Origin of the sequence: Bordetella genomosp. 13 (assembly GCF_002119665.1) — a bacterium.
In the GTDB taxonomy this organism is placed as follows: domain Bacteria; phylum Pseudomonadota; class Gammaproteobacteria; order Burkholderiales; family Burkholderiaceae_B; genus Bordetella.
This window is the reverse complement of the sequence record NZ_CP021111.1, coordinates 3,102,277-3,127,277: the sequence shown is the minus strand read 5'-3', so window position 1 is coordinate 3,127,277 and position 25,001 is coordinate 3,102,277. Positions and strand designations below refer to the sequence as shown.

The following is a 25,001-nucleotide window of genomic DNA, read 5'->3' as shown; positions in this document are numbered from 1 at the left end:
ACGGGCAGGCCGGCCAGACGGGGCGATTCATCTGGCCGGCGTTCGATTCGATAGGCTGCCATGCCACCTGGCGAGAACAACAGGCGCTTGTGACGGTAATCGGCGCCGGGCGTACACCGGTGTCGCGGCGGCGATTCCGGAGCGATAATGGCCGGCAACCCGGTCCGTAGACCGGAACTGCCCGTCGAGGATATCCGGATGCCCGCCACCGCGTACCTGAATCTCATTGCCACGCATCTGAACGCGCCCTACGGTGCCGTCGTGCGTCCGCAGGACGTAGCCGCCGCGTTCAGGACGGGCAATCTCGATTCAGTGTTCGCCAGTGATTTGGCGAAAGAGCTGCTTGCAACTATGTTCGTCGAACTCTCGCCCGAGATCGTCGGCCGTGCCTGCTTCGAGGCGGGCGTGCGGCTGGAAGAGGCTCAGGCGCTGTACGAACACGTCCGGAAAGAATGGGACGGTCCGAGGTCGCTCACCTGGGAGGAAGCGCTGGAGGGCGTGCTGTGATGGCCGTTTCCATGCAGCAGATCCTCGATCGACGATGGCCGTCGGCATGGCGGCGAATCTTTCTCGCCTGCCCTGGGGGGCGGGACGCGCCTGATGCTCGCCCTGAACCATCGCATCAGTGACGATATCGATCTCTTCGTCGACTCTCCGGGCTGGTTGCCCTTCGTATCGCCGCGTCTGAACGATCGCTTCGACGACGAGATCAGGGGCTATAACGAGGACAATATCCACGTCAAGCTGCGCTTCGCCGAGGGTGAGATCGATTTTGTCGTCTCCGCGCCGCTCTTGGTCGACGCGGACCTCTGGAACCCCCCGGCGGCCGAGACGTTGCTACCTCTGGAGCCACCCGCAGAGGTCCTGGCCAAGAAGCTGTTTCTCCGCGGTTGGGCCCTCACCGCGCGAGACCTTTTCGATTGGGTCATGCTTCAAAATGAAGGACCCGTGGAAGCGGTACCCGAACAGGAGCTGGCGGTGTTGCTTGCCGCCAAACTGGACGGCATCGACGAGGCGCTGGATCATTTGGGCAAGCGGCCGACCCAGTCTCACGCCTGGGCCAATATCCGTTCGCCGTTTCAGCCGGAGTTCGATTGGGCGATACGATGGGCGCGCGACAAGGTCGCGGCGTGGAAGACGATCGCGCAAGCCCCGCATTCGAGTATCCATCGTCTGCGACAGGCATCGAAACCGCGGCCGCCCCGCTAGGAATCCGCACGTCCCAACGGGCCCGATCCCACCGCGCGACGCATCACGCCGCGCGATGATCCAGCGTGAATCCCGCCCGGTCGTCCTGCGCCAGTTCGCGCGCCAGGAACGGCATGGCCGTCTTCAATGCGTCGTGCAGCGTATACGGCGGATTCACCAGGAACATTCCGCTGCCGTGCAGCCCAAAGCCATCGGACGCGGGCTTCTTCACGGCCAGCGTGACGTTCAGCCAGTTCTTGACCTGCAGGTGCTGCAGCTGGCGCGCCAGTTCGCCCGCCTCGACGCGCTGCACCAGCGGGTACCACACGACATATGTGCCGGTGGCGAAGCGCTTCAATCCTTCCTTCACCGTGAGCAGCGTGCGGCGATAGTCGCGCTTGTCCTCGTACGACGGATCGATCAGCACCATGCCGCGGCGGGTGGGCGGCGGCAGCAGCGCCTTCACGCCCTCGAAGCCGTCGGCTCCGAACACCGTGGCCTGGCGCAGAGACACGCGGTCGCGCTTTTCCAGGTTGCGCACCAGCACGTCCGATTCGGTGGGATGCTGTTCGAACATGCGCAGCCTGTCGCGATCGCGCATGGCGTCCAGCGTCAGCCAGGGTGAGCCCGGATAGTGGCGCAGCCGGCCATCGGCGTTGTAGTCGCGCACGCGCGCCACATAGTCGGCGAGGATGGGAGGCAGGTCGGTGCGGTCCCACAGGCGCCCCACGCCATCGGCATGTTCCGCGTTCTTGGAAGACCAGTCGCTGTCCAGCAGGTACAGGCCCGCGCCCGCGTGCGTGTCCACCACCCAGTACGGCGCGTCCTTGCGATTCAGGTAATCCAGCGTGTGGACCAGGATGGCGTGCTTGAGCACGTCGGCATGGTTGCCCGCGTGGAAGGCGTGTCGATAGCTGAACAAGGCGGTTCCTAGGCGGCCGGACGGATGGCGGCCAGTTCGTCGGTAAAGATGGCGTCCACGCCCCAGCCCAGCAGTTGGCTGGCGCGCTCGGGGTCGTTGATCGTCCAGAGGCACAGCCGGTAGCCGGCGTCGTGCACGGCCTGCACCACCTGCGGCGTGGCGTTCTTGTGATTGATGTTGAGCGCCACGCAGCCGTGCTGCCGCAGGCGCTCGGCCCAGTCGGCCGGCACGGCGTCCACCAGCAGGGCGCGCGGCAGGTCGGGCGCGGCGTGGCGGGCGGCGGCCAGCGCGGTTTCCGAGAAAGAGGACAGCAGCGGCGGCAGCGCCGCGCCGCTCCACAGCCGTTGCGCCAGGCGCGCGACGGCCTCGCCCGTTTCGGCATCGCGGCCGGGGCATGGCTTGATCTCGACGTTGCATGCCAGCCCGGTGGCGCGCGCATGCCGCGCCACGGCCTCGAACGTCGGCACCGGTTCGCCCGCATACTCGGCGCTGTGCCAGCTGCCGGCATCCAGCCGCGCCAGTTCGGCATAGTCGCGCGCCGCGGCGGGGCCGTGGCCGTTCGTGGTGCGGTCCAGGTCGTCGTCGTGCAGCAGCACGGCCACGCCGTCGCGGCTGAGCTTCACGTCGAACTCGGCCATGCGGTAGCCGTGATGCCGGCCGACGCGCAGCGCGGCCAGCGTGTTTTCGGGCGCCAGGCGTCCGCCGCCGCGGTGCGCGATGTGGGTCGGGTAGGTCCAGGAGAATGGGGCGGTCATGAGGCGGGCGCGGTGCCGCACGGATTGCGGCGACGGGCGTTTCGGACTTGCAAGCATACCAGCGAGGGGGGGTCGACGATGGCGGGCATATGGACGGCGCTATCGAGGTCCTTATGGCCCGTTTGGCGATGCCGCGGGGCATCTGCGCAGCGGGCGTAACACGGCGACGGGAATGGTAAACTCCGCGCACTTGGCAAGGGTGGCCGCCCGCGCGGCGCACGTGCTTTTGCCGCCCGGGCGCCCAGGCATTGCAAGCCGAAGGCGCCGCAACAACGTAGCTTCATCCACATGCCGCCGGGCCTTCGGCACGCGAACCGAAGTATGGTGCGGCTTTTGATCGTTTTCTCGAAGTCCGGGGCGGCTGCGCCGGACGCGGCAACAGGGATTCCATGTTCGATTTCATTCGCACTCACCGTCGCTGGATGCAATTCATCCTGCTGCTGTTGATCGTGCCTTCTTTCATGGTCGTCGGCGTCTCCAGCTACGAGACCTTCGTCAACCGCGAGCCCGAACTGGCCGACGTCGGCGAACAGCAGATCTCGCGCGCCGAGTTCGACGCCGCCCACCGCAATCAGCTCGAGCAGATGCGCCAGCGCCTGGGTTCGCGCTTCGACGCGGCGCTGGTCGACACTCCCGCCATGCGCCGCCAGCTGCTGGACGACCTGATCGACCAGCGCCTGCTGGCCCAGGTGGCCGCCGACAACCGCTTCTCGGTGTCGGACGGCGCGCTGCGCAACACCATCGCCGCCATCCCGCAGGTGCAGGACAACGGCCGCTTCTCGCCCGAGCGCTATCGCCAGGTGCTGGCCGCGCAGGGGCTCACTCCCACCTCGTTCGAGGCCGGCCTGCGCCGCGACCTGGCCGTCTCGCGCGTGCTGGATCCGGTGTCCGCCACCTCGCGCCTGCCGGCCTCGGTGGTCGACGGCATCGAAAGCGCCTTCGTGCAGCAGCGCACCGTGCAGACGCGCGTGTTCGCCGCGGCCGACTACCGCGACAAGGTGCAGGTCTCGCAGCAGGATATCCAGGCCTGGTACGACGCCAACAAGCAGCAGCTCGAAGTGCCCGAGCAGGTTCAGGCCCAGTACCTGGTGCTGGACGAGGCCGCCGCTTCGCAGGGCGTGACCGTCAGCGATGCCGACGTCGACAGCTACTACAAGCAGAACCAGTCGCGCTTCGGGCAGCCCGAACGCCGCCGCCTCAGCCACATCCTGATCCAGGTCGCGCCGGGCGCTTCCGAGGACGACCGCAAGCAGGCGCGCCAGCGTGCCGACCAGATCGCCAAGCAGGCCGCGGCCAACCCCGCTGGCTTCGCCGATCTGGCCCGCAAGGAATCGCAGGACGCCGGCTCGGCGGGCCAGGGCGGCGACCTGGGCTGGGTGGTGCCGCCCACGCTGCAGCAGGCGGCCGGCGCGCTGTCCAAGGACCAGGTCTCCGGCGTGGTCGAGACCCCCGCGGGCTTTCACGTGCTGAAGGTCACCGACTTCCAGGCCGGCGCGGTCAAGCCGCTGGCCGAGGTGAAGGACCAGATCACGGCCGAGATCCGCAAGCAGCTGGCCTCGGCGCGTTTCGCCGACATGGCCACCAGCCTGACCAAGCTGGTCTATGACCAGCGCGACAGCCTGCAGCCGGCCGCCGACGCGCTCAATGTGAAGCTGCGCACGGCCTCGGGCATCACCCGCACCGGCCTGCTGCCCGCAGGCCAGAGCGGCGCCGATGCCGCCTCGGCCAGCCCCGACGCCGCGCTGCTGGACAATCCCCGCGTGCGCCAGACCCTGTACTCGCCCGAAGTGCTGCGCGACAAGGCCAACTCGGGCGTCATCGAACTGGCTCCGGACACCATGCTGGCCGTGCGTGTGCAGCAGGTGAAGCCGGCGCACGTGCCGCCGCTGGCCGAGGTGCAAGACAGCATCCGCCAGCGCCTGGTGTCCGAGCGCGCCGCCCAGGCCGCGCGCCAGGCAGGCGAGGCCGCGCTGAAGGCGCTGCAGGAAGGCACGCAGGCAGGCGCCGCGCCCGAGGGCTTCGGCGAGGCTCGCACGCTGTCGCGCCAGGACCCGGGCCAGACGCCGCGTCCGCTGCTCGAAGCCATCATGGGCATGACGCCGCCCGCCGAGGGCAAGCCCGGCTACGCGGGCGTCGCGATGGGCCCCGATTACACCGTGGTGCGCCTGGAGCGCGTCGCGCCCGGCACAGTGTTCTCGCCCGAAGATCACACCATGCTCAGCAGCCAGCTCAGCAGCGCCTGGGGCGCGGCCGAGCAGGATGCCGTGGTGAAGCTGCTGCGCCAGCAGTACGAGGTGAAGGTGCTGCCCGCGGCCGAACCGCTGATGCAGGCGCAGACGCCCGACGCGGGCTAAGCACGCAGGCCGCTACAGCAGCGGCTTCAGGTGCGGCCAGACGTTGTCCAGCAGCCTCGGCTGGGCGTCTTCGTTGGGGTGGATGCCGTCGGCCTGGAACATCCCGCGGTCCGCGGCGATGCCGTCGAGCAGGAACGGCACCAGCGGCGCCGACTCCTCCTTGGCCACCGTGGCGAAGGCCTGCATGAAGCGCTCGGTGTATTCGCGGCCATAGTTGGGCGGTATGCGCATGCCCACCACCAGCACCTTGGCGCCGGCCTCTTTCGCGCGCTGGGCCATCGTGCGCAGGTTCTTCTCGGTCATCTCGAGCGACAGCCCGCGCAGGGCGTCGTTCGAGCCCAGTTCCAGCAGCACCACCGCGGGCTCGTGCTGCTTGAGCAGGGCGGGCAGGCGCGTCACGCCGCCGCTGGTCGTGTCGCCGCTGATGCTGGCATTGACGACACGATAATTGGGGTATTGTTCGGCCAGCCGTCGCGACAGCAGCGGCACCCATCCGGTGCCGCGCGCGATGCCGTATTCGGCCGACAGGCTGTCGCCTACCACCAGCACGCTGCGGGTTGCGGAACCCGCGGCGGGCGGGCTGGTCTGAGCCTGGGCGGTGGAAAACAGTGCGACCGCGGTCGCGGCCAGAAACACACGGGAAAGTAGGCGCATGGATAGCATCAATTCGATCGAGGTGAAAGGGCTGGGCAAGCGCGTGGCCGATGCCGGCGGCGAGCTTTCGATACTCGATGGTATCGAATTCAGTGTTGCAGCCGGCACCGCGGTGGCAATCACCGGCAGCTCGGGCTCGGGCAAGTCCACGCTATTGGGACTGCTGGCGGGGCTGGACGTTCCCTCGTCGGGCAGCGTGCGGCTGGCCGGACAAGACCTGTTTTCCCTGGATGAAGACGCGCGGGCCCGCCTGCGTGCCAACCACGTGGGCTTCGTGTTTCAGTCCTTCCAGCTCTTGCCGAATCTCACGGCCCTCGAGAACGTGATGCTGCCGCTGGAACTGGCGGGCCAGGCCGCGCGCGAGCCGGCGCAGGCCATGCTCGAACGCGTGGGCCTGGGCGAGCGACTGCATCATTACCCGCGCACGCTGTCCGGCGGCGAGCAGCAGCGCGTCTCGCTGGCGCGTGCCTTCGTCGTGCGGCCCGGCCTGTTGTTCGCCGACGAGCCCACCGGCAGCCTGGACGCCGCCACGGGCGAGACCGTCATCGATCTCATGTTCGAATTGCACCGCGAACATGGCGCCACGCTGGTGCTGGTCACGCACGATCCGGAACTGGCCGCGCGCTGCGGCCGGCAACTGGTGCTGTCGGCCGGCCGGCTGATGGCGTAGCCGCCGCGATCCAGGCGGCGGCCGCGATCCGACTCAGGCCCTGCCGGCCGCCCGCGAACGTCGCCACTCGATCATCCCGATGGCGATGCCGCTGGTGCAGATCACCGCGATGCCCAGCCAGGTCAGCGCATCGGGAAAGTGTCCCCACATCAGCCAGCCCACCGTCGTGGCGCTGATGATCTGCAGGTACGTGAACGGCGCCAGCGTCGAGGCCGGCGCGTTGCGATAGGCTGCAATCTGCAGCAGATGGCCCAGCGCGCCGGATACGCCGGTGGACAGCAGGGCCAGCCAGGTCCATACGTCGAGTTCGCGCAGCACGGGCAGGGCCGGCGGCAGCGTCAGCGGCAGGGCCAGCGTCAATGCCACGGTGCCCACCGCGCCGCTCCAGACCAGCGAGGTATACGGATCGTCGCGCGCCACGCGGCGCGTCAGGACGTACTGCGCCGCGAAGCAGAAGGCCGTCAGCAGGCCGGAAACCACGCCGATGAAGGGCAGGCCGCCGCCCGGCCGGATCACGATCAGCACGCCGGCGAAAGCCACGCCGGCCGCGACCCAGCGCGACAGGCGCGGCGGTTCGCGCAGCACCCAGGGCGCGCTGGCCAGCACGATCAGCGGCGCCAGGAAGTTGATGGCGGTGGCCTGGGCCTGGGGCAGATAGCGCAGGGTGGTGAAGAACATCAGCGTGGCGCACAGCATGGCGGCGCCGCGCAGGATCTGGTCGCGCGGGCCCACAGAGCGCACCACGCCCCAGCCGCGGCGCGGCACCATCAGCGCCAGCACCAATACCAGGTGCACGGCATAGCGGACCCACGACAGCACCAGCAGCGGCACGCCGGCGGCCATGACCCATTTGCCGCTGCCATCCAGACAGGACAGCGTGAACAGCGACAGCACCAGCAAGCCTATGCCTGCCAGGGGGCGTGTGATGGGCGCGGCCGAGGCGGGCGCGGCTGGGACGGAACGGGCCCCGTGCATGCGGGTCTCCTGGAGGTCTTTGGTCTTGTTCGGGCCGCGCGCGGCGGCCGGCAGGGCGACATGATACGCCGCTCGCCGGTGCGTCCGGGCGCACCGCGGCCGTACGCCCGGCCCGCAAGGGCCAGGCCGGCGTGCTACCCTCGTGGCCTGTCCGCACGCAAGCCATGATCGACCTACGCCATATCGAGACTTTTTTCTGGGTGGCCTCCCTGGGCAGTTTCCGTGCCGCGTCCGAGAAGCTCAACACCACCCAGCCCGCGATCTCGCAGCGCATCGCCTCGCTCGAAAGCGACCTGGGCGTGCGCCTGTTCGAACGCGACGCGCGCGGGGTCACGCTGACGGGCAAGGGCCACGAACTGCTGTCGCATGCCGAGCGCATGCTGCAGGTGCGGCGCGACATGATGCAGGCCGCGCGCGAGCAGAACGTCATGAGCGGCACCTTGCGCATGGGCGTGGCCGAGACCATCGTCCAGACCTGGCTGCCCGCGCTCATCGAGCACGTGCATGCGGCCTATCCGGCGCTGGTCCTGCAGATCGAGGTGGACACCACGCACGTGCTGCGCGGCCAGCTTCTGGCGCGCCAGATCGACCTGGCCTTTCTCATGGGACCCGTGCGCGAGGCCCGCGTCGAGAACGTGCCGTTGTGCACGTACCCGCTGGCATGGGTGGCCAGCCCCAGGCTGGATCTCGGTCCCGAGCCGCTGACGCTGGCGCGTGTGGGCCAATTGCCCGTCATCACGTATCCGTCCAGCAGCAGTCCGTATCGGGCGGTGCAGGACATGCTGGTGCGGGCCGGCGTGGCGCCCCGCATGTACGGCAGCGCCTCGCTGTCGATGGTGGTGCGCATGACGCTGGACTGCATCGGCACCAGCGTCATCGCGCCGGTGTTCCTGGGCAAGGAGCTGGCCAGCGGCGAATTGCGCCTGCTGTCGGTGCAGGCCGACCCCTTGCCCGACCTGGCGTTCACGGCGACGTGGGTGGAAGGACCGGACAGTCATGCCGCCCGCGCAATCGCCCGCCTGGCGCAGCGCGCCGCCGCGGATCACGAACGCCAGCGCGACGCCGCGCAAGGCGGCGAAAGCGCCTCCCGCCAGGCCTCCTGAAGCGTGGCCGCACCCTAGGAATTACCCTTGCCCGCCGTGCGCACACGGCGTGCCGCGGCCCCATCCAAGAGTCTGCGCGCAACGGGCCGACCGCCCGGAAAGCCGCGTCGCCATTGGCTCTGCGGCCAGTCTCTTCATGCGCGCCAACCAAGACTTAAGCAGAATTTATACCCCTCCATCCGAACATTCGATTGGACGCAGTTCTTGCAAGGGGATGGAATGCGGCCATTGGTCATTTACTTATAACGACGCAAGGGGAGAGCCCGCGCAGCCGTGCGTGGCGGGGCGACTCTTTGCTGTTTCCACGGCGTGCCGCCAGGGTGACGGGGCCCGGCGCGCCGACGCGATCCCGCCTCTGCCAGGAGTTTTCGATGCACAAGCCTTACGCCCATATTGCGCTGGCCGCCGCGCTAGCCGCCGCGCTGTTCGCCGGTGCGGCCCATGCCCAGGAACTGCCCAAGACCCAGCTGAAGGTGGTCGGTGGCCTCAGCAACCTGACGGCCTACCAGGACTACGAAGTGCCGTTCTGGACCAAGACGATCCCTGAACTGTCCAAGGGCCAGGTCAAGGCCGAGATCAAGGGCTTCAACGAGATGGGCCTGAAGGGCCCCGAGCTGCTGCGCCTGATGTCGCAGGGCGTGATCGAATTCGGTACCGCCACGCTGTCGTACTTCGCCAGCGACAACCCCATCAACGAGGCCATCGACCTGGCCGGCATGGCGCCGGACGTGAAGACCGCGCGCCAGGTGACCGACGCCTTCGCGCCGGTGTACGCGCGCATGTATGGCGAAGGCGCCAACGTGAAGCTGCTGGGCATCTCGACCTATCCCGCCCAGGTGCTGTTCTGCAATGCCACCATCAATGGCCTGGCGGACCTGAAGGGCAAGAAGGTGCGCACCAGCAGCCGCACCACCGCCGAGTTCGTCGAGGCGCTGGGCGGCACCAGCGTGACCATGGCGTTCGGCGAAGTGGTGCCGGCCCTGCAGAACAAGGTGGTGGATTGCGCCATCACCGGTTCGCTGTCGGGCTATTCGGCCAAGTGGTACGAAGTGTCCACCCATCTGGTGGCGCTGCCGATCAACTGGAACCAGCAGATCCACGCGGTCAACCAGAAGGCCTGGGACAAGCTCGATCCCAAGGTGCGCGAGTTCCTGCAGACCAACATCAACAAGCTGGTCTCGGACATCTGGGACGCGGCCGCGCGCCAGACCCAGCAGGGCTATGACTGCAACACCGGCGCCGCGGCGTGCACGCTGCCGGTGAAGGGCAAGATGGTGCTGGTGCAGCCCAGCGACGCCGACCGCCAGCTGCTGAAGAAGGTGCTCGAGGAATCGGTGCTGCCCAAGTGGGCGGCGCGCTGCTCGGCCCAGTGCGTGAACGACTTCAACGCCACCATCGGCAAGCAGCTGGGCCTGGTCGCCAAGAAGTAAGCAGGCCCGCTTTGCAATCCCATCCGGCATGGCGGCACCGCGTACGGCGCGGGCCATGCCGGCTACAGGATCCATCATGACTCGTACCGAACATTTCCGAACGCTCGGCGCGCTGTTGCGGGGCGCCGAGGCGTGCTCCCGCGTGGCGGTCTGGGCGGGCGGCGCGCTCACCATCGCCAGCGTGCTGTTGATTTCCTTTGACGTGCTGGCCCGCAAGTTCGTCGGCTACACCGTCGGCGGGGCCGACGAGCTGTCGAGCTATGCCTTCGCCATCAGCACGTCATGGGCGCTGGCCTTCGCCACGCTGCAGCGCGCCAACGTGCGCGTGGACGTGGTCTACCAGTACCTGCCGGTACGCCTCTCGGCCATCGTCGACTGGATCTCGCTGGTCGCACTGGGCGTCTTCATGGTCGTGCTCACGCGCTACGCCTACGACATGGTCGACACCTCGTGGACGCAGCAGTCCGCCGCCAATACGCCGCTGGCGACGCCCCTGTGGATTCCCCAGGCGCTGTGGCTGCTGGGCCTGGCATGGATGTGCATCACCGTCGCGCTGATGCTGGTGCGCGCCAGCGCCGCGCTGGTGACCGGCGATGTGCAACTGGTCAAGGCCATCTGCGGCGTGCGATCCGCCCAGGAAGAGGCCGAGGAAGAAGCCGCCGCAGGCGAGCGCATGGTCAAGGGAGACGCCGCATGATCGCCACCGCACTGATACTGCTGCTGGTCCTGATCGGCATCTCGATCCCGGTGGGCGCCGCCCTGGGCGTGCTGGGCCTGATCCTGGACCCGCTCTATTCGATGCTGCCGCTGACGCGCGCCATCGGCGAGCTCGCCTGGAGCACGAACAACGAGTTCCTGCTGGTCGCCATCCCGTTGTTCATCCTGCTGGGCGAAGTGCTGCTGCGCTCCGGGTTCGCCGAGAAGATGTACGGCGCCATGAGCCTCTGGCTGTCGTGGCTGCCCGGCGGCCTGATGCACGCCAACATCGGCGCGTCCACGCTGTTCTCGGCCACGTCCGGTTCCAGCGTCGCCACCGCCGCGACGGTGGGCACGGTGTCCATCCCGCAGATCCGCAAGTACGGCTACAACGAACCGCTGTTCCTGGGCAGTCTCGCCGCGGGCGGCACGCTGGGCATCCTGATTCCGCCGTCGATCAACCTGGTCATCTATGGCGTGCTGACGAACTCGTCGGTGCCGAAGCTGTACCTGGCCGGCATCATTCCGGGCTTCGCGATGGCCGGGCTCTTCATGCTGACCGTCATCGTGGCCTGCCTGATCCGTCCGGCCTGGGGCGGGCGCAAGATCCACGCGTCGTGGGGCGAGCGCCTGGCCAGCCTGGTGCACCTGGCGCCTCCGCTGGGCATCTTCCTGCTGGTGGTGGGCTCAATCTACGCCGGCCTGGCCACGCCCACCGAGGCGGCCGCGCTGGGCGTGCTGGGCGCGTTGATACTGGCGGCCTGCTTCGGCCGGCTGACGCTGACCATGCTGCGCGAAGCGGTCGAGGGCACGATGCGATCCACCGCGATGATCATGCTGATCGTGCTGGCGGCGGGCTTTCTCAACTTCGTCATGTCGGCCACGGGCCTGACCGACGCGTTGACGCAATCGATCAGCGGCCTGGGGCTGTCGCCGGCCTGGATGCTGCTGATCGTGGTCGTGTTCTACCTGGTGCTGGGCTGCTTCATGGAAACCCTTTCCATGATGATCACCACCATTCCCATCGTGGCGCCCATCATGATCGGGCTGGGCTACGACCCGATCTGGCTGGGCATCCTCATCATCATCCTGGTCGAGGCCGCGCTGATCACGCCGCCCGTGGGCCTGAACCTGTTCGTGGTGCAGAGCCTGCGCAAGAGCGGATCGATGAGCGCCGTGATCAACGGCAGCCTGCCTTTCGTGCTGGCGATGTTCGTGATGCTGTTGCTGCTCGCGCTGTTCCCCGGACTGGCGCTGTGGCTGCCGCAGGCATTCAGTTGATGTTGCGCGCCGGCCGCCGGCCGGCGCCTTTTTGAAGCAGGGCACTATCCATGAAAACCGTATTCCAGATCGAGACCGCCGGCGCCGTGCGCACCGCAGAGGTGGACGTTCGCAACCTGGTGGTGGCCGGCTGGGCCGGTCGCGACCGCGCCGCCATCGAGCACCACATCGAGGAACTGGCCGCCATCGGCGTGCCGCGTCCCAGCAGCGTGCCGCTGTACTACCGCGTCGCCTACAACCAACTGACCCAGGATGAGCGCGTGCAGGCCGTCGGCGATGCCTCGTCGGGCGAGGTCGAGCCCTTCGTGTTCATGCTGGACGGCGAGCTGTACGTCAGCATCGCGTCCGATCACACCGACCGCAAGCTCGAGGCCCACAGCGTGGCGCTGTCCAAGCAGCTGTGCGTCAAGCCGGTGGCGCGCCACGCATGGCGCTACGCCGACGTGGCCGGCCACTGGGACGAACTGGTGCTGCGCGCCCACATCGTCGAGAACGGCACCGAAGTGCTGTATCAGGAGGGCGCGCTGTCCGCCCTGCGCACGCCGCTGGAGCTGATCGAAGGCTACACGCAGGGCGGCCGCGCGCTGCCCGACGGCACCGGCATGACCTGCGGCACGGTGTCGGCGATCGGCGGCATCCGCCCCTCGACCACCTTCATCATGGAACTGCACGATCCGCGCCTGGGCCGCACGATCCGCCATCGTTATGATGTCGAGGTCCTGCCCGAAGTCGCCTGAGACCACCATGTCGATCCCCTCACTGCATGAACAGCGCGCGGCCTTGAACGAAGGCCGCGCCACCTCGCTCGAACTGACCGAAGCCGCGCTGGCGCGCGCCGCCGATCCGGCCGGCGAGGGCGCCCGCGTATTCACCAAGCTGTACGCCGAGCGGGCGCGCGCCGCCGCGAGCGCTTCAGATTTGATGCGAGGCGCGGGCCTGGTGCGCTCCGCCATCGACGGCCTGCCCGTGTCCATCAAGGATCTGTTCGACGTGGCCGGCGAGGCCACGCCGGCCGGTTCGATGGTGCTGCGCGATGCCGCACCCGCCGCCGCCCATGCGGTGGTGGTGCAGCGCCTGCTGGCCGCCGGTGCGGTGCTGGTGGGCCGCACCAACATGACCGAGTTCGCCTACTCCGGCCTGGGCATCAATCCGCATTACGGCACGCCGCTGAACCCGTGGGACCGCGCCACGGGCCGCATTCCCGGCGGATCGTCGTCGGGCGCCGCCGTGTCGGTCACGGACGGCATGGCCGCCGGCGCCATCGGTTCGGACACCGGCGGCTCGGTGCGCATCCCGGCCGCGCTGTGCGGCCTGGCCGGCTTCAAGCCCAGCGCGCAGCGCGTGTCCATGGAAGGCGTGCTGCCGCTGTCCGTCAATCTGGATTCCATCGGGCCGCTGGCGCCCACGGTGCGCTGCTGCGCCGCGCTGGACGCCGTGCTGGCCGGTGAAACTGGCCCGCTGCCCGGGCCCGCGGCGCTGCGCGGCCTGCGCCTGGCGGTGCCCACCACGCTGGCGCTGGACGGCATGGACCAGCAGGTCGGCGCCGCGTTCTCGGCGGCCCTGGCACGCCTGTCCGCGGCCGGGGCACAGGTAGACGAGATCGAGACGCCCGAGTTCGCACAGCTGGCCGCCATCAACGCCAAGGGCGGCTACACCGCGGCCGAGGCCTGGGCCTGGCACCGCGACCTGATCGCTCGCGCGGCCGACGGCTACGACCCGCGCGTGGTGTCGCGCATCCGCCGTGGGCAAGAGATCACCGCGGCAGACTGGATCGACCTGATGGCCGCGCGCCGCGCCTGGGTGGCCGCCGTCGAGCGGCGCATCGCGGGCTACGACGCCGTGCTGATGCCGACCGTGCCCGTCGTGGCGCCGGTGCTGTCCGAACTGGTCGAGTCCGACGCGGCCTACACGGCCGCCAACCTGCTGATCCTGCGCAACCCCACGCTGATCAACTTCCTGGACGGCTGCGCGCTGTCGGTGCCGTGCCATGCGCCGGGCGCCGCGCCGGTGGGGCTGATGATCGCGGGGGCCAATGGCGCCGACCGTCGCATCCTGTCCATCGGCATGGCCGTGGAAGACCTGCTGGCCGCGCGTTGACGCGAAAGACGTCGCGCCGCGCGCGGCGTCGCCCGCTACCGCACCCATGGCACCCACCGCGCCGCGCCCGCGGCGCCAGGGTGTGCATACACACGAACACGAAGAGGTAACCCATGACGCAGCACGTCGACGCCGCCTATCAGGCGCGGCTGGACGCCCGCAGCGGCAAGCTGTCGGGTCCCACGGCCAACCTGGCTCCCGGCCACGTACAGGCCAACCTGGCCATTCTTCCTCGCGCGCTGGCCGCGGATTTCCTACACTTCTGCCAGCGCAATCCCAAGCCGTGCCCCTTGCTGGCGATGTCCGAGCCCGGCGATCCGGCGCTGCCCGAGCTGGGCCGCGACATCGACATCCGCACCGACCTGCCGCGCTATCGCGTGTGGCGCGACGGCGAGCTGGTGGCCGAGCCCACCGATGTGCGCGACGTGTGGCGCGACGACCTGGTGTCGTTCCTGATCGGCTGCTCGTTTTCCTTCGAAGAGGCCATGCTGCAGGACGGCCTGCCGGTGCGGCACATCGAGCAGGGTCGCAACGTGCCGATGTATCGCACCAATATCCAGACTCATCGCGCGGGGGTGTTCGGCGGTTCGCTGGTGGTGTCCATGCGGCCGTTGAAGGCGGCCGACGCGATCCGCGCCGTGCAGGTCACGTCGCGCTTTCCGGCCGTGCATGGCGCGCCGGTGCACCTGGGCGACCCCGCGCAGATCGGCATCGCGGACATTGACACGCCCGACTATGGCGATGCCGTCGAGATACGCGAGGGCGAGATCCCGGTGTTCTGGGCCTGCGGCGTGACGCCGCAATCGGTGGTGGCCGCGGTGCGGCCCGAGTTCTGCATCACGCATGCGCCGGGGCACATGCTGGTGACCGATCTGCTGAACAGCCGCATGGCCGTGCTGTGATCATGCCGCGGCCGGCGGCGCGACTGCCGCGCCGCCGGCCGCGTTGCGCCTCGCTAGCGCATCTGCATCGGCAGCCAGGTGGCGATGCCGGGCACCCAGTACAGCAGCAGCACGGCCGCGATCATCAGGAAGAACATCGGCATCGACACGCGGGCGACGTAGGGCAGTTCGCGGCCGCTCATGCCGGACAGCACGAACAGGTTGAAGCCCACCGGCGGGGTGATCTGCGCCATCTCGACCACGAAGACCACGAAGATGCCGAACCAGATCAGGTCGATGCCGGCCGCCTGCACCGTGGGCAGCAGCACGCCCATGGTCAGCACCACGATCGAGATGCCGTCCAGGAAGCAGCCCAGCACGACGAAGAACACCATCAGCGCCATGATCAGCCAGAACTGCGACAGCCCCAGCCCGCCGATCCATTCGGCCAGCGCGCGCGGCAGACCGATATAGCCCATGGCCAGCGTGAGGAACTGCGCACCCGCCAGGATCAGGGCGATCATGCAGTACAGGCGCGTGGCGCCCAGCAGCGATTGCATGAAGCTGGCACGTGTCAGCGAGCGTTGCAGCCCCGACAGAAGCAGTGCCCCCACGACGCCCACGGCGGCCGCTTCGGTCGCCGTGGCGAACCCGGTGTAGATCGAGCCCAGCACCGCGGCGATCAGCAGCATCACCGGAATGAGGTGGCGCGACTGATGGAGTTTCTGCGGCAGCGACAGATGGGCGTCGGCCTTCGGCACTTCGTCGGGATTGCGGATGGCCCACCACGCGATGTAGCCCATGAACAGCAGCGCCAGCACGATGCCGGGCACGATGCCCGCGATGAACAGCCGCGAGATGGACACGTCGGCCGCCACGCCGTAGACGATCATGATGATCGATGGCGGGATCAGCAGGCCCAGCGTGCCGGCGCCCGACAGCGTGCCCAGGATCTTGGACTCGGGATACCCGCGGCGTTTGAGCTCGGGAATGGTCATCTTGCCGACCGTGGCGCAGGTGGCTGCCGATGAGCCGGACACCGCCGCGAAGATGGCGCAGCCGATCACGTTGGTGTGCAGCAGCCGGCCGGGCAGGCGGTTCAGCCACGGAGCCAGCCCCTTGAACAGGTCTTCGGACAGGCGCGTGCGGAACAGGATCTCGCCCATCCACAGAAACAGCGGCAGGGCCGTCAGCGTCCAGCTGGAGGACGCGCCCCAGATGGTGACGGCCATGGCGTCGCCCGCCGGGCGGCTGGAGAAGATCTCCATGCCGATCCATGCGGTGCCCGCCAGCGTGAGGCCGACCCACACCCCGCAGCCGAGCAGGGCGAAGATCGAGACGACCAGCATGATAATTACCAGGATTTCATTCATGGGTTTGCTGCGATGAGGGCGCGGGCTTGCCGCGCAGGCGGCGCACCAGTTCGTCGACGATGGCCACCAGGAACAGGACCGTGCCCACCGCCATGGTGATCTGCGGGATCCATAGCGGCGTGGCGTCGTTGCCGGTGGAGACGTCGTTGTAGAGCCACGAATCGTGGGCGAGCTTGATGCTGTAGTAGGCGAACGCCGCGCCAAGCACGGCGGCCACGGCCAGCGCGAAGACGTCCAGCCGCCGGCTGCCGGCAGGGGGCAGCGAATTCAGCAGCAGGGTGACGCGGATGTGCTCGCCGTGCTTGAACGTGCTGGCCAGGGCCAGGAAACCCGCCGCGGCCATGAAATAGCCGGCATAAGCATCCGTGCCGGGCAGGTTCAGGCCGAGTTGCCGGGCGGCGATGCCGCCCAGGATCGCGAACAGCACGCCCACGGTGCACAGACCGGCCAGCAGGCCGGCCGCGCCGTACAGGCAATCCAGAAAACGGCGCATGGCGGTTTACTGCTTCCGGTACGCGTCGATCATGGCCTGGCCGTCCGCGCCGGCCTTCTTCAGCCAGTCGTCCAGCATGCGCTTGCCGATCGCGCCCAGGCCCTCGCGCAGCTCGGGGGTGGGCTTCACGATCTCCATGCCGTTCTTCTGCAGCTGCTCGAGGTACCACTTGTTCTTTTCCTCGGACAGCTTCCAGCCGCGCTCTTCGGCTTGCGCCGCGGCCTTCTTCAGGGCCTCTTGCGCGGCCGGTTCGAGGGCGTCGAACGCGCGCTTGTTCACGATGATGGCGTTCTTGGGCAGCCAGGCCTGCGTGTCGTAGAACTTCTTGATGTACTCGAAGGTCTTCGTGTCGTAGCCGGTGGAGCCGGACGACATGTACGAGTCGATCACGCCGGTGGCCATGGCTTGCGACAGCTCGGCCTGCTGCACGGTGACGGGTTGCGCGCCGACCAGTTCGGCGATCTTGGCCGTGACCGGGCTGTAGGCGCGCCACTTCAGGCCGGCCATGTCCTTGATCTGGCGCAGCTCTTTGTTGGCGAAGATGCCCTGGGGCGGCCATGCCACGGCGTACAGCAGGATCATGCCCTGCGAGGCCAGCTTCTTTTCCAGGTAGGGCTTCTGTGCCTGGTACAGCTTGTACGAGGCCTGGTAGCCCGAAGCCAGGAAGGGCAGGCCGTCCAGTTCGTAGACCGGGTCTTCGTTGGCGAAGTTGCTGAGCAGGATCTCGCCCGCCTGCGCCTGGTTGCCCTGCACGGCACGCTTGATCTCGGGCGCCTTGTACAGCGAGGCGTTGTTGTGCAGCGTGATCTTGAGCTTGCCGCCGGACAGGGAGTCGACGTCCTTGACGAAATTGGTCAGGTTCTCGACGTGGAAGTTGCTGGCGGGATAGGCGGTGGGCAGATCCCATTTGGTCTGCGCGCTGGCAGCCGTGCCGAAGGCCAGCGCGGCTGCGCCGGCCAGTAGGGTGACTCGCTTGTACATGGGGGATGTCCTTGATGATGAAGGAAGAAAGCAGAAGCGCTGTCGTAGGCGCGCGGCGTCACTGAAGCCCAGCAATTCTACGGCGCGTGCGGGCCGGAGAGCCGCATGGGCAGTGGGTTTACGGGTAATCACTAGGGCTGTTCGGCAACTGTCTTTGCCGCATGCAGGTCGTCGGCGCGCAGGTCCCACAACAGGTCGAAGGTGCGCGCCTGCGCGGCGGGCAGGCCCAGGCCGTGGGCCTGCTGATGTATCGCGTCGGACGCCGCTGCGCCCGATGTGGCCTCGACCAGCAGCACCGGCTCGAGCACGCGCGTGGCGAGGTCTTCCGAGGGCAGGGGCGTGGACAACGCGGGGTCTGGCGTGAGCACGCGCAGCGCCAGCACGCCGTCGATGCGCAGCGCGGCCTCGGCCAGGTCCGCCGCGCGTCGCGCCTTCGCGATGTCGCCCAGGCACAACAGGCCCAGGGCGCTGCCGGTGCCGGCGCCGCCCAGCGGCGACACCGTCATCACGCGGCGGCGCGTGTCGCGCATGCGGGCGAAGTTGGCGTGCGACCATTCGGTCTGCTGGCCGAAGGCCTGCCGGTAGGGCTCGCTGTGGAAGACGTCGAGCGACTCGGTGCGATACAGCGCCAGGTACGGACGTACGCCCGCGGCGGCGCGATAGCGGCGCGACCACACGAAGCCCGGGATGGCCGCGCGTTCGGCCATGTGCTCGCGGTCGTACCAGCGGTTGAAATCGGTTTCGTGCGCCGGGTCGATGTCGGTCCAGATGAACAGCTCGCCCATGGCTGCGCGATCGGTTCGGATGGGAGGGGTCATGTGGGCACCTGCTGCCTGAAGTCCTGATGGCAGCAGATTCTGGGCGGGCCGCCGCCCGTGCTCAAACGGTTTATTGTGGTTCGGCGGATTAAGAAAAACTTATCTCGCGCTCAGCCCGCGCCGCTGCGTGGCCTCGGGGCGGGCTGGACGGGCTGGACCGGGGGAAAACCCCGAAGGCGCGCCGCGGGTTCGTCGGCGTGCTACAGCGCCATCACGCCGCTGTCCAGCGGTGGCGCCGCGTCGGGGCACTGCTCGGCGTAGACGCGCGCCTCGTCCAGCGCGAGGCGGACCACCGCTTCGGCCAGCCCCGATACCGGATCGGGCCGCCAACTGGCCACCAGCCTCATGTCGGGCAGCACGTCGGGCGAATCCACCCATTGGAAGCGGCCGCTGTCGATGCCGTCGCGCACCGCGGCCACGGGCAGGGCGGCCACGCCCAGTCCGGCCTCGATGAACTGTATGGAGGCCGAGATGGAAGACACGAAATGGATGCGGCCCTGGCGCACGCCGGCCTGCGCAAGCACGTCCAGCAATTGGAGATGCGGCTGCGAATGGCGCGGAAAGGTGATCAGCGGATGGCGCGCCAGTTCGGCGGCGGTGGCCCGCTGCGGCACGCCCGCCTTGGGGCTGCATATCCAGGCCATGCGCAGCGTGCCCAGGTCGCGATTGCGCACGTCCTCGGCCACGACGGGATCGGTCTGCAGCGCGGCATCCACATTGCCCTGCTTCAACATGTCCTGCAGGCGGCGCGTGGAAGCCGCCGTCATCTCGATGTCCAGTTCGGGATGGGTGTCGTACAGCCGCCGTATGAAGGGCGTGAACCAGGTGTGGACGATGGATTCGACCACGCCCAGCCGCACCACGCCGCGCAGCACCGGCGGTCCCTTCAACGCCTGGCGCATCGACTGGTCGGTCTCGAGCATGTGCTGGGCATAGTCGAGCAGGGTGCGGCCCGCCGCGGTCAGCCGTATGTCGCGGCCGCGCTCGAACAACTGTTCGCCCAGGTCGCTTTCCAGGGCGGCGATGCGGCCCGAGATGGCGGCCTGAGTCAGGTTCAGCTTGCCGGCCGCGGCCTTGAAGCTGCGCAGGCGTGCCGCCCACAGGAATGTCTCGAGAAAGCGGATGTTCATGATTTCCCCTGGCCGGCGCACTACGGGAAACCCCTGTGCCGTCCGGCGGTATTCGATGCGTTTTTTTGTTGATGAAATATAGATAAATTATTAGTATTTCGTCCACAAAAACTTGCCAAGCCATCATGGCCAAATCAAACCCCATCGCGTCGTCCGCCCATCTCGTCAGCCCTCGCGCGCCGGACCTGTCCGAGGTCGAGTTCGGGCTGATGATCGCCAGCCATGCCTTCGACCGCTGGACGGTGCGGTGCATGGCCGCCGCCGGCTTGCCGGATCTCACCGCCACCGACATCATGGTCCTGCATCACGTGTACCACCGGCAGCGGCCCAAGAAGCTGGCCGACATCTGCTTCACGCTCAATGTCGAGGACACGCACATCGTGAACTACGCACTCAAGAAACTGGAGCGCCAGGGGGTGGTAAGCGGCGAGCGCAACGGCAAGGAAGTGTTCTACAGCGTCACGCCGCAGGGCGCGCGCTACATCAAGCGCTACACCGAAGTGCGCGAGCAGTGCCTGATCGACGGCCTGGAGGCCGGCGCCGCCGGCGGCCTGGAGTTCTCGCGCCAGCTTGCGCACACGCTGCGCTCGTTGTCCGGGCTGTACGACCAGGCTGCCCGCGCCGCCACTTCGCTTTGATCCATTCTTTCCCTGCGCGCCGCACCTGGCCCGAAACGCCGCCGCGCCGCGCATGCACAACCCTGTTTTCGAGGTATTCATCATGAAGTGGCAATTCTGGGTCGACCGTGGGGGCACGTTTACCGACATCGTGGGCCGCCGTCCCGATGGCGGCACCGTCACCGCGAAGATGCTGTCGGAGAATCCCGAGCAGTACCGCGACGCGGCGGTGGCGGGCATCCGCAAGCTGCTGGGCCTGCCGGCCGGCGAGCCGGTGCCCGCCGAGCAGGTCGAGTGCGTGAAGATGGGCACCACGGTGGCCACCAATGCGCTGCTCGAGCGCAAGGGCGAACGCACGCTGCTGGTGGCTACGCGCGGCTTTCGCGACGCGCTGCGCATCGCCTATCAGAACCGGCCCCGCCTGTTCGACCGCAACGTGGTGCTGCCCGAAATGCTGTACGAATCGGTGGTCGAGGCCGACGAGCGGCTGGACGCGTCGGGTGCGGTGGTGCGGCCTCTGGACGAGGCGGCGCTGCGCGCCGACCTTCAGGCCGCCTACGACCAGGGCCTGCGCGCCGTGGCCATCGTTTTCATGCACGCGTGGCTGCAGCCCGCGCACGAGCAGCGCGCCGCCGAACTGGCCCGCGCCATCGGCTACACGCAGGTGTCGGTCTCGCATGAGGTCAGCCCGCTGATCAAGTACGTGTCGCGCGGCGACACGACGGTGGTGGACGCCTATCTGTCGCCCATCCTGAAGCGCTACGTGGACCAGGTCGCATCCGAACTGCCCGGCATCCGACTGATGTTCATGCAGTCCAGCGGCGGCCTGACCGACGCCTACCGCTTCCGCGGCAAGGACGCCATTCTTTCGGGCCCCGCGGGCGGCATCGTCGGCATGGTGCGCACCAGCGAACAGGCGGGCTTTCAGCGCATCATCGGCTTCGACATGGGGGGCACGTCGACCGACGTGTCGCACTACGCCGGCGAGTTCGAGCGCGAGTTCGAAACCCGCGTGGCGGGCGTGCGCATGCGCGCTCCCATGATGAGCATCCATACCGTGGCCGCCGGCGGCGGTTCGGTCCTGCACTTCGACGGCGCGCGGCTGCGCGTGGGCCCGGACTCGGCCGGGGCCAATCCGGGGCCCGCCTGCTATCGGCGCGGCGGACCGCTGGCCGTGACCGACTGCAACGTCCTGCTCGGCAAGATCCAGCCCGATTTCTTCCCCCGCGTGTTCGGCCCGCAGGCCGACCAGCCGCTGGACCGCGATGCCGCGGCCCAGCGCTTCGCCGCCATGGCGCAAGAGGTGCGCGAGGCCACCGGCCGCGAGATGACGCCGGAACAGCTGGCCGAGGGCTTTCTCGAAATCGCGGTGGGCAACATGGCCGAGGCCATCAAGCGCATCTCGGTGCAGCGCGGCCACGACGTCACCGGCTATGCGCTGACCGTGTTCGGCGGCGCCGGCGGGCAGCATGCCTGCCTGGTGGCCGACGCGCTGGGCATGAGCACGGTGTATGCCCATCCCCTGGCGGGCGTGCTGTCGGCCTATGGCATGGGCCTGGCCGACCAGAGCGAGATGCGCCAGAAGACCGTCGAGAAGGTGCTGGAGCCCGCGCTGATGGAGGAACTGTCCGCGCTGCTGGACGGGCTGGCCGGCGAGGCCGAGGCCGAGCTGCGGCGCCAGCACGTGCCGGCCGAGGCGATCCGCGTGCAGCGCCGCCTGCACCTGAAGTATCGCGGCACCGACACCGCGCTGGAAGTCGCATTCGGCACGCTCGACGAGGCGCGGGCCGCGTTCGAGGCCGCCTATCGCCAGCGCTATTCCTTCCTGATGCCGGGCCGCGAGCTGGTGGTGGATACGGTGTCGGTCGAGGCCACGGGCGGTGGAGAGACCGGCGCCGAGGCCGTCGTGCCGCGCGAGCGCGCCGCGCCGCTGGCCGCGCGCCGCGTCGTCAGCATGTACAGCGGCGGCGCATGGCGCGACACGCCCCTGTACGTGCGCGAAGACACGCTGCCCGGCGACGTGATGGCCGGTCCGGCCATCATCTCCGAGCCCAACCAGACCACCATCGTCGAGCCCGGCTGGCAGGCCGAAGTGACGGCGCTGGACCACCTGGTGCTGCGCCGCGTGGAGGCCCGTCCCGAGCGGCGCGCCATCGGCACCGACGCCGATCCCATCATGCTCGAGGTCTTCAATAACCTCTTCATGTCCATCGCCGAGCAGATGGGCTATCGGCTGCAGAACACGGCTTACTCGGTCACCATCAAGGAACGGCTGGACTTCTCGTGCGCCATCTTCGATGCGCAGGGCAACCTCATCGCCAACGCGCCCCACATGCCGGTGCACCTGGGGTCGATGGGCGAATCCATCAAGACCGTGATGCGCGCCAACGCCGGAAAGATGCAGCCGGGCGATGCCTACGTGGTCAACGACCCGTACAACGGCGGCACGCACCTGCCGGACCTCACGGTGATCACGCCGGTGTTCGACCGCGAGGGCCGCGAGATCCTGTTCTACGTGGGCTCGCGCGGCCACCATTCCGACATCGGCGGCACCACCCCGGGCTCGATGCCGCCCGACTCGCGCACGGTGGACGAGGAAGGCGTGCTGTTCACCAACTTCCAGATCGTGCGCGGCGGCGAGTTCCGCGACGCGGCCGTGCGCGAGGTGTTGGGCTCGGGCCGCTGGCCCGCGCGCAATCCCGACCAGAACATCGCCGACATCCACGCGCAGATCGCCGCCAACGAGAAGGGCGTGCAGGAACTGCTGCGCATGTGCGACCAGTTCGGCCTGGACGTGGTGCGCGCGTACATGAACCACGTGCAGGCCAATGCCGAAGAGGCGGTGCGGCGCGTGATCTCGGTGCTGAAGAACGGCAGCTACGAATACCCGCTGGACAACGGCGCGGTGATCAAGGTGGCCGTCAGCGTGGATCACGAAGCGCGCAGCGCGGTGGTGGATTTCACCGGCACCTCGGCGCAGCTGGACAATAATTTCAACGCGCCCGGCGCCATCTCGGTGGCCGCGGTGCTGTACGTGTTCCGCACGCTGGTCGACGACGAGATCCCCATGAATGCGGGCTGCCTGAAGCCGATCGAGATCATCGTGCCCGAGGGATCGATGCTCAAGCCGCGTCCGCCGGCCTCGGTGGTGGCGGGCAATGTCGAGACCTCGATGTGCGTGGTCAATGCGCTGTACGGCGCGCTGGGCGTGCTGGCGGCCAGCCAGGGCACCATGAACAACTTCACGTTCGGCAACGCGCGCTACCAGTACTACGAGACCATCTCGGGCGGCACCGGCGCGGGACCCGTGCGCATCGACGCCACCGGACCCGACGACGAGGGCTTCGCCGGTACCTCGGTGGTGCAGGCGCACATGACCAACTCGCGGCTCACCGATCCCGAGGTCCTGGAGTTGCGCTTCCCGGTGCGGCTCGAGTCGTACGAGATCCGGCATGGCTCCGGCGGCGCGGGGCGCTGGCGCGGCGGCGACGGCGGCGTGCGCAAGGTGCGTTTCCTGGAGGACATGACGGCGGCCATCCTGTCGAACAACCGTCGCCATGCGCCGTTCGGCCTGGCGGGCGGCGGGTCGGCGCAGATGGGGCGCAATTATGTCGAACGCGCCGACGGCACCGTGCAGGAATTGGGCCCGCAGGACAGCGCGCAACTGCGCGCGGGCGACGTGTTCGTGGTCGAGACCCCGGGAGGAGGCGGATACGGCAGGCAGTAAGGCGTGCGCGAGGGCGGCCGCTGGACGAGCGAGGCACCGCCGTCTCGCTGTCATGTCGCTGTCACTACGTTTGGCTACCTTGCGCGTTCGCCAAATTCACGCCCGCTCTGCCGCGGGCGGCCCTGCCGGCATGTATCCACTGTCAGCTTCCTCGCTACGCGTATGGCCCGCTACCGCGCAACGCGCGTCCTGGCGCGGTTGACCGTGGCTGGCGCGGCGGTGGCGATGCCCGCGGTGTCCAAGGCGCAGCCAGCCATCCCGCAGCCGGCTCCCATCGAATTCAACATCCCCAGCCTCGCGCTGCACGAAGCCCTGCAGCGTTACAGCCGGGCTACGGGGCTGTCGCTGCTGTATGACGGCGAGCTGGTGCGCGGCAAGATGTCGCCAGCCCTGCATGGCCGCCATACGGCGCCGCGGGCCTTGGCCCGGCTGATCGAGGGCACGGGCATGACGGCCCGCTACACCTCTCACGATGCGCTGGTGCTGGTGCCCGATGACAGGGCGGCGCCAACGCCGGGCGCGCTGCCCGCACCCGGTCCCGAAACGCTGCGGCGCCGCTATTACGCGCACGTGCAGCGACAGGTGCTCCAGGCGCTGTGCCGGGATCCGGCCACGCGGCCCGGCGGCTATCGCACCGCGCTGCGCTTTCGCATCGATGACGCACATGCCGTCGCGCAACTGGAAGTCCACGCGCAGGACCGTCCCGAGCTGGAACAGCAGATAAGACAGCGCCTGAGCGGCCTTTCCCTCGATGCGCCGCCGCCCGCCGGCGTGGCCCAGCCGCTGACGCTGGTGGTGCTGCCGGCGCCGCGCGGCGGGTCCGGGAGTTGCGATGCGTACTGAACCGAGCGACGCG

23 protein-coding genes are annotated in these 25,001 nt (G+C 68.5%); 14 read left to right on the top strand and 9 right to left on the bottom strand.

Annotation, left to right across the window (positions count from 1 at the left end):
• The first annotated feature begins 147 nt into the window (after positions 1-147).
• Complete coding sequence (locus CAL15_RS14000; protein ID WP_232467969.1) at positions 148-507, top strand: hypothetical protein; 360 nt, start codon at positions 148-150, stop codon at positions 505-507.
• Between the two features lie 93 nt (positions 508-600).
• Complete coding sequence (locus CAL15_RS13995; RefSeq protein ID WP_086079162.1) at positions 601-1,209, top strand: nucleotidyl transferase AbiEii/AbiGii toxin family protein; 609 nt, start codon at positions 601-603, stop codon at positions 1,207-1,209.
• Between the two features lie 43 nt (positions 1,210-1,252).
• On the opposite strand, the gene CAL15_RS13990 is transcribed toward CAL15_RS13995, so the two are convergent.
• Positions 1,253-2,110, bottom strand: a complete 858-nt coding sequence (locus CAL15_RS13990) for a 23S rRNA (adenine(2030)-N(6))-methyltransferase RlmJ (protein ID WP_086079161.1) — start codon at positions 2,108-2,110, stop codon at positions 1,253-1,255.
• Between the two features lie 8 nt (positions 2,111-2,118).
• Complete coding sequence (ugpQ, locus tag CAL15_RS13985) at positions 2,119-2,865, bottom strand: glycerophosphodiester phosphodiesterase (RefSeq protein WP_086079160.1); 747 nt, start codon at positions 2,863-2,865, stop codon at positions 2,119-2,121.
• 389 nt (positions 2,866-3,254) lie between these two features.
• Between ugpQ and CAL15_RS13980 the strand changes: the two genes are divergently transcribed.
• On the top strand, positions 3,255-5,219 hold the full coding sequence (locus CAL15_RS13980) for a SurA N-terminal domain-containing protein (RefSeq protein ID WP_086079159.1): 1,965 nt from the start codon (positions 3,255-3,257) through the stop codon (positions 5,217-5,219).
• A gap of 12 nt (positions 5,220-5,231) precedes the next feature.
• On the opposite strand, the gene CAL15_RS13975 is transcribed toward CAL15_RS13980, so the two are convergent.
• Positions 5,232-5,873 (bottom strand): arylesterase, encoded by a 642-nt coding sequence (locus tag CAL15_RS13975; RefSeq protein ID WP_086079158.1) that lies wholly within the window; start codon positions 5,871-5,873, stop codon positions 5,232-5,234.
• Here CAL15_RS13975 and CAL15_RS13970 point away from each other — a divergent pair.
• Entirely contained in the window at positions 5,872-6,543 is a 672-nt protein-coding gene (locus CAL15_RS13970; RefSeq protein WP_086079157.1) for an ABC transporter ATP-binding protein, read from the top strand. The two genes, CAL15_RS13975 and CAL15_RS13970, sit on opposite strands and share 2 nt — an antisense overlap.
• A gap of 33 nt (positions 6,544-6,576) precedes the next feature.
• On the opposite strand, the gene CAL15_RS13965 is transcribed toward CAL15_RS13970, so the two are convergent.
• Complete coding sequence (locus CAL15_RS13965) at positions 6,577-7,518, bottom strand: DMT family transporter (protein WP_086079156.1); 942 nt, start codon at positions 7,516-7,518, stop codon at positions 6,577-6,579.
• 164 nt (positions 7,519-7,682) lie between these two features.
• On the opposite strand from CAL15_RS13965, the gene CAL15_RS13960 reads away from it, so the two are divergent.
• The 7 genes from CAL15_RS13960 to CAL15_RS13930 all read left to right on the top strand — a co-directional run bounded on the left by CAL15_RS13960 (position 7,683) and on the right by CAL15_RS13930 (position 15,027).
• Positions 7,683-8,621 carry a LysR family transcriptional regulator gene (locus CAL15_RS13960; RefSeq protein ID WP_086079155.1) on the top strand — a complete coding sequence of 313 codons (939 nt, stop codon included), beginning with the start codon at positions 7,683-7,685 and terminating at the stop codon, positions 8,619-8,621.
• A 371-nt stretch (positions 8,622-8,992) separates the two neighbouring features.
• On the top strand, positions 8,993-10,051 hold the full coding sequence (locus CAL15_RS13955; protein ID WP_086079154.1) for a TRAP transporter substrate-binding protein: 1,059 nt from the start codon (positions 8,993-8,995) through the stop codon (positions 10,049-10,051).
• 76 nt (positions 10,052-10,127) lie between these two features.
• Positions 10,128-10,748, top strand: coding sequence for a TRAP transporter small permease subunit (locus tag CAL15_RS13950; RefSeq protein WP_086079153.1), 621 nt, complete (start codon positions 10,128-10,130; stop codon positions 10,746-10,748).
• The gene (locus CAL15_RS13945) at positions 10,745-12,028 is read left to right on the top strand and encodes a TRAP transporter large permease (protein ID WP_086079152.1); all 1,284 of its coding nucleotides are present in this window, start codon (positions 10,745-10,747) and stop codon (positions 12,026-12,028) included. The genes CAL15_RS13950 and CAL15_RS13945 overlap by 4 nt, the downstream gene beginning before the upstream one ends.
• A gap of 50 nt (positions 12,029-12,078) precedes the next feature.
• Entirely contained in the window at positions 12,079-12,765 is a 687-nt protein-coding gene (locus tag CAL15_RS13940; RefSeq protein ID WP_086079151.1) for a DUF2848 domain-containing protein, read from the top strand.
• Positions 12,766-12,772: 7 nt separating this feature from the next.
• Complete coding sequence (locus CAL15_RS13935) at positions 12,773-14,125, top strand: amidase (protein ID WP_086079150.1); 1,353 nt, start codon at positions 12,773-12,775, stop codon at positions 14,123-14,125.
• Positions 14,126-14,238: 113 nt separating this feature from the next.
• Positions 14,239-15,027, top strand: a complete 789-nt coding sequence (locus CAL15_RS13930) for a putative hydro-lyase (RefSeq protein WP_086079149.1) — start codon at positions 14,239-14,241, stop codon at positions 15,025-15,027.
• Between the two features lie 53 nt (positions 15,028-15,080).
• On the opposite strand, the gene CAL15_RS13925 is transcribed toward CAL15_RS13930, so the two are convergent.
• The 5 genes from CAL15_RS13925 to CAL15_RS13905 form a co-directional block, all read right to left on the bottom strand.
• A complete protein-coding gene (locus CAL15_RS13925; RefSeq protein WP_086079148.1) occupies positions 15,081-16,379 on the bottom strand; it encodes a TRAP transporter large permease in 1,299 nt (432 codons plus the stop codon).
• Positions 16,372-16,872: a TRAP transporter small permease gene (locus tag CAL15_RS13920; protein ID WP_086079147.1), complete on the bottom strand. Its 501-nt coding sequence runs from the start codon at positions 16,870-16,872 to the stop codon at positions 16,372-16,374. Before CAL15_RS13920 ends, CAL15_RS13925 begins: the two co-directional genes overlap by 8 nt.
• Positions 16,873-16,878: 6 nt before the next feature.
• Positions 16,879-17,853, bottom strand: coding sequence for a TRAP transporter substrate-binding protein (locus tag CAL15_RS13915; protein WP_086079146.1), 975 nt, complete (start codon positions 17,851-17,853; stop codon positions 16,879-16,881).
• A 131-nt stretch (positions 17,854-17,984) separates the two neighbouring features.
• Positions 17,985-18,671 carry a DUF4286 family protein gene (locus tag CAL15_RS13910; RefSeq protein WP_086079145.1) on the bottom strand — a complete coding sequence of 229 codons (687 nt, stop codon included), beginning with the start codon at positions 18,669-18,671 and terminating at the stop codon, positions 17,985-17,987.
• A gap of 200 nt (positions 18,672-18,871) precedes the next feature.
• The gene (locus CAL15_RS13905; RefSeq protein ID WP_086079144.1) at positions 18,872-19,801 is read right to left on the bottom strand and encodes a LysR family transcriptional regulator; all 930 of its coding nucleotides are present in this window, start codon (positions 19,799-19,801) and stop codon (positions 18,872-18,874) included.
• 125 nt (positions 19,802-19,926) lie between these two features.
• Between CAL15_RS13905 and CAL15_RS13900 the strand changes: the two genes are divergently transcribed.
• From CAL15_RS13900 to CAL15_RS13890, 3 genes are all read left to right on the top strand, one after another.
• Positions 19,927-20,439, top strand: a complete 513-nt coding sequence (locus CAL15_RS13900; protein ID WP_086079143.1) for a winged helix DNA-binding protein — start codon at positions 19,927-19,929, stop codon at positions 20,437-20,439.
• A gap of 82 nt (positions 20,440-20,521) precedes the next feature.
• A complete protein-coding gene (locus CAL15_RS13895) occupies positions 20,522-24,145 on the top strand; it encodes a hydantoinase B/oxoprolinase family protein (RefSeq protein ID WP_086081090.1) in 3,624 nt (1,207 codons plus the stop codon).
• Positions 24,146-24,307: 162 nt separating this feature from the next.
• The gene (locus CAL15_RS13890) at positions 24,308-24,988 is read left to right on the top strand and encodes an STN domain-containing protein (protein ID WP_086079142.1); all 681 of its coding nucleotides are present in this window, start codon (positions 24,308-24,310) and stop codon (positions 24,986-24,988) included.
• The last annotated feature ends 13 nt before the right edge of the window (positions 24,989-25,001 follow it).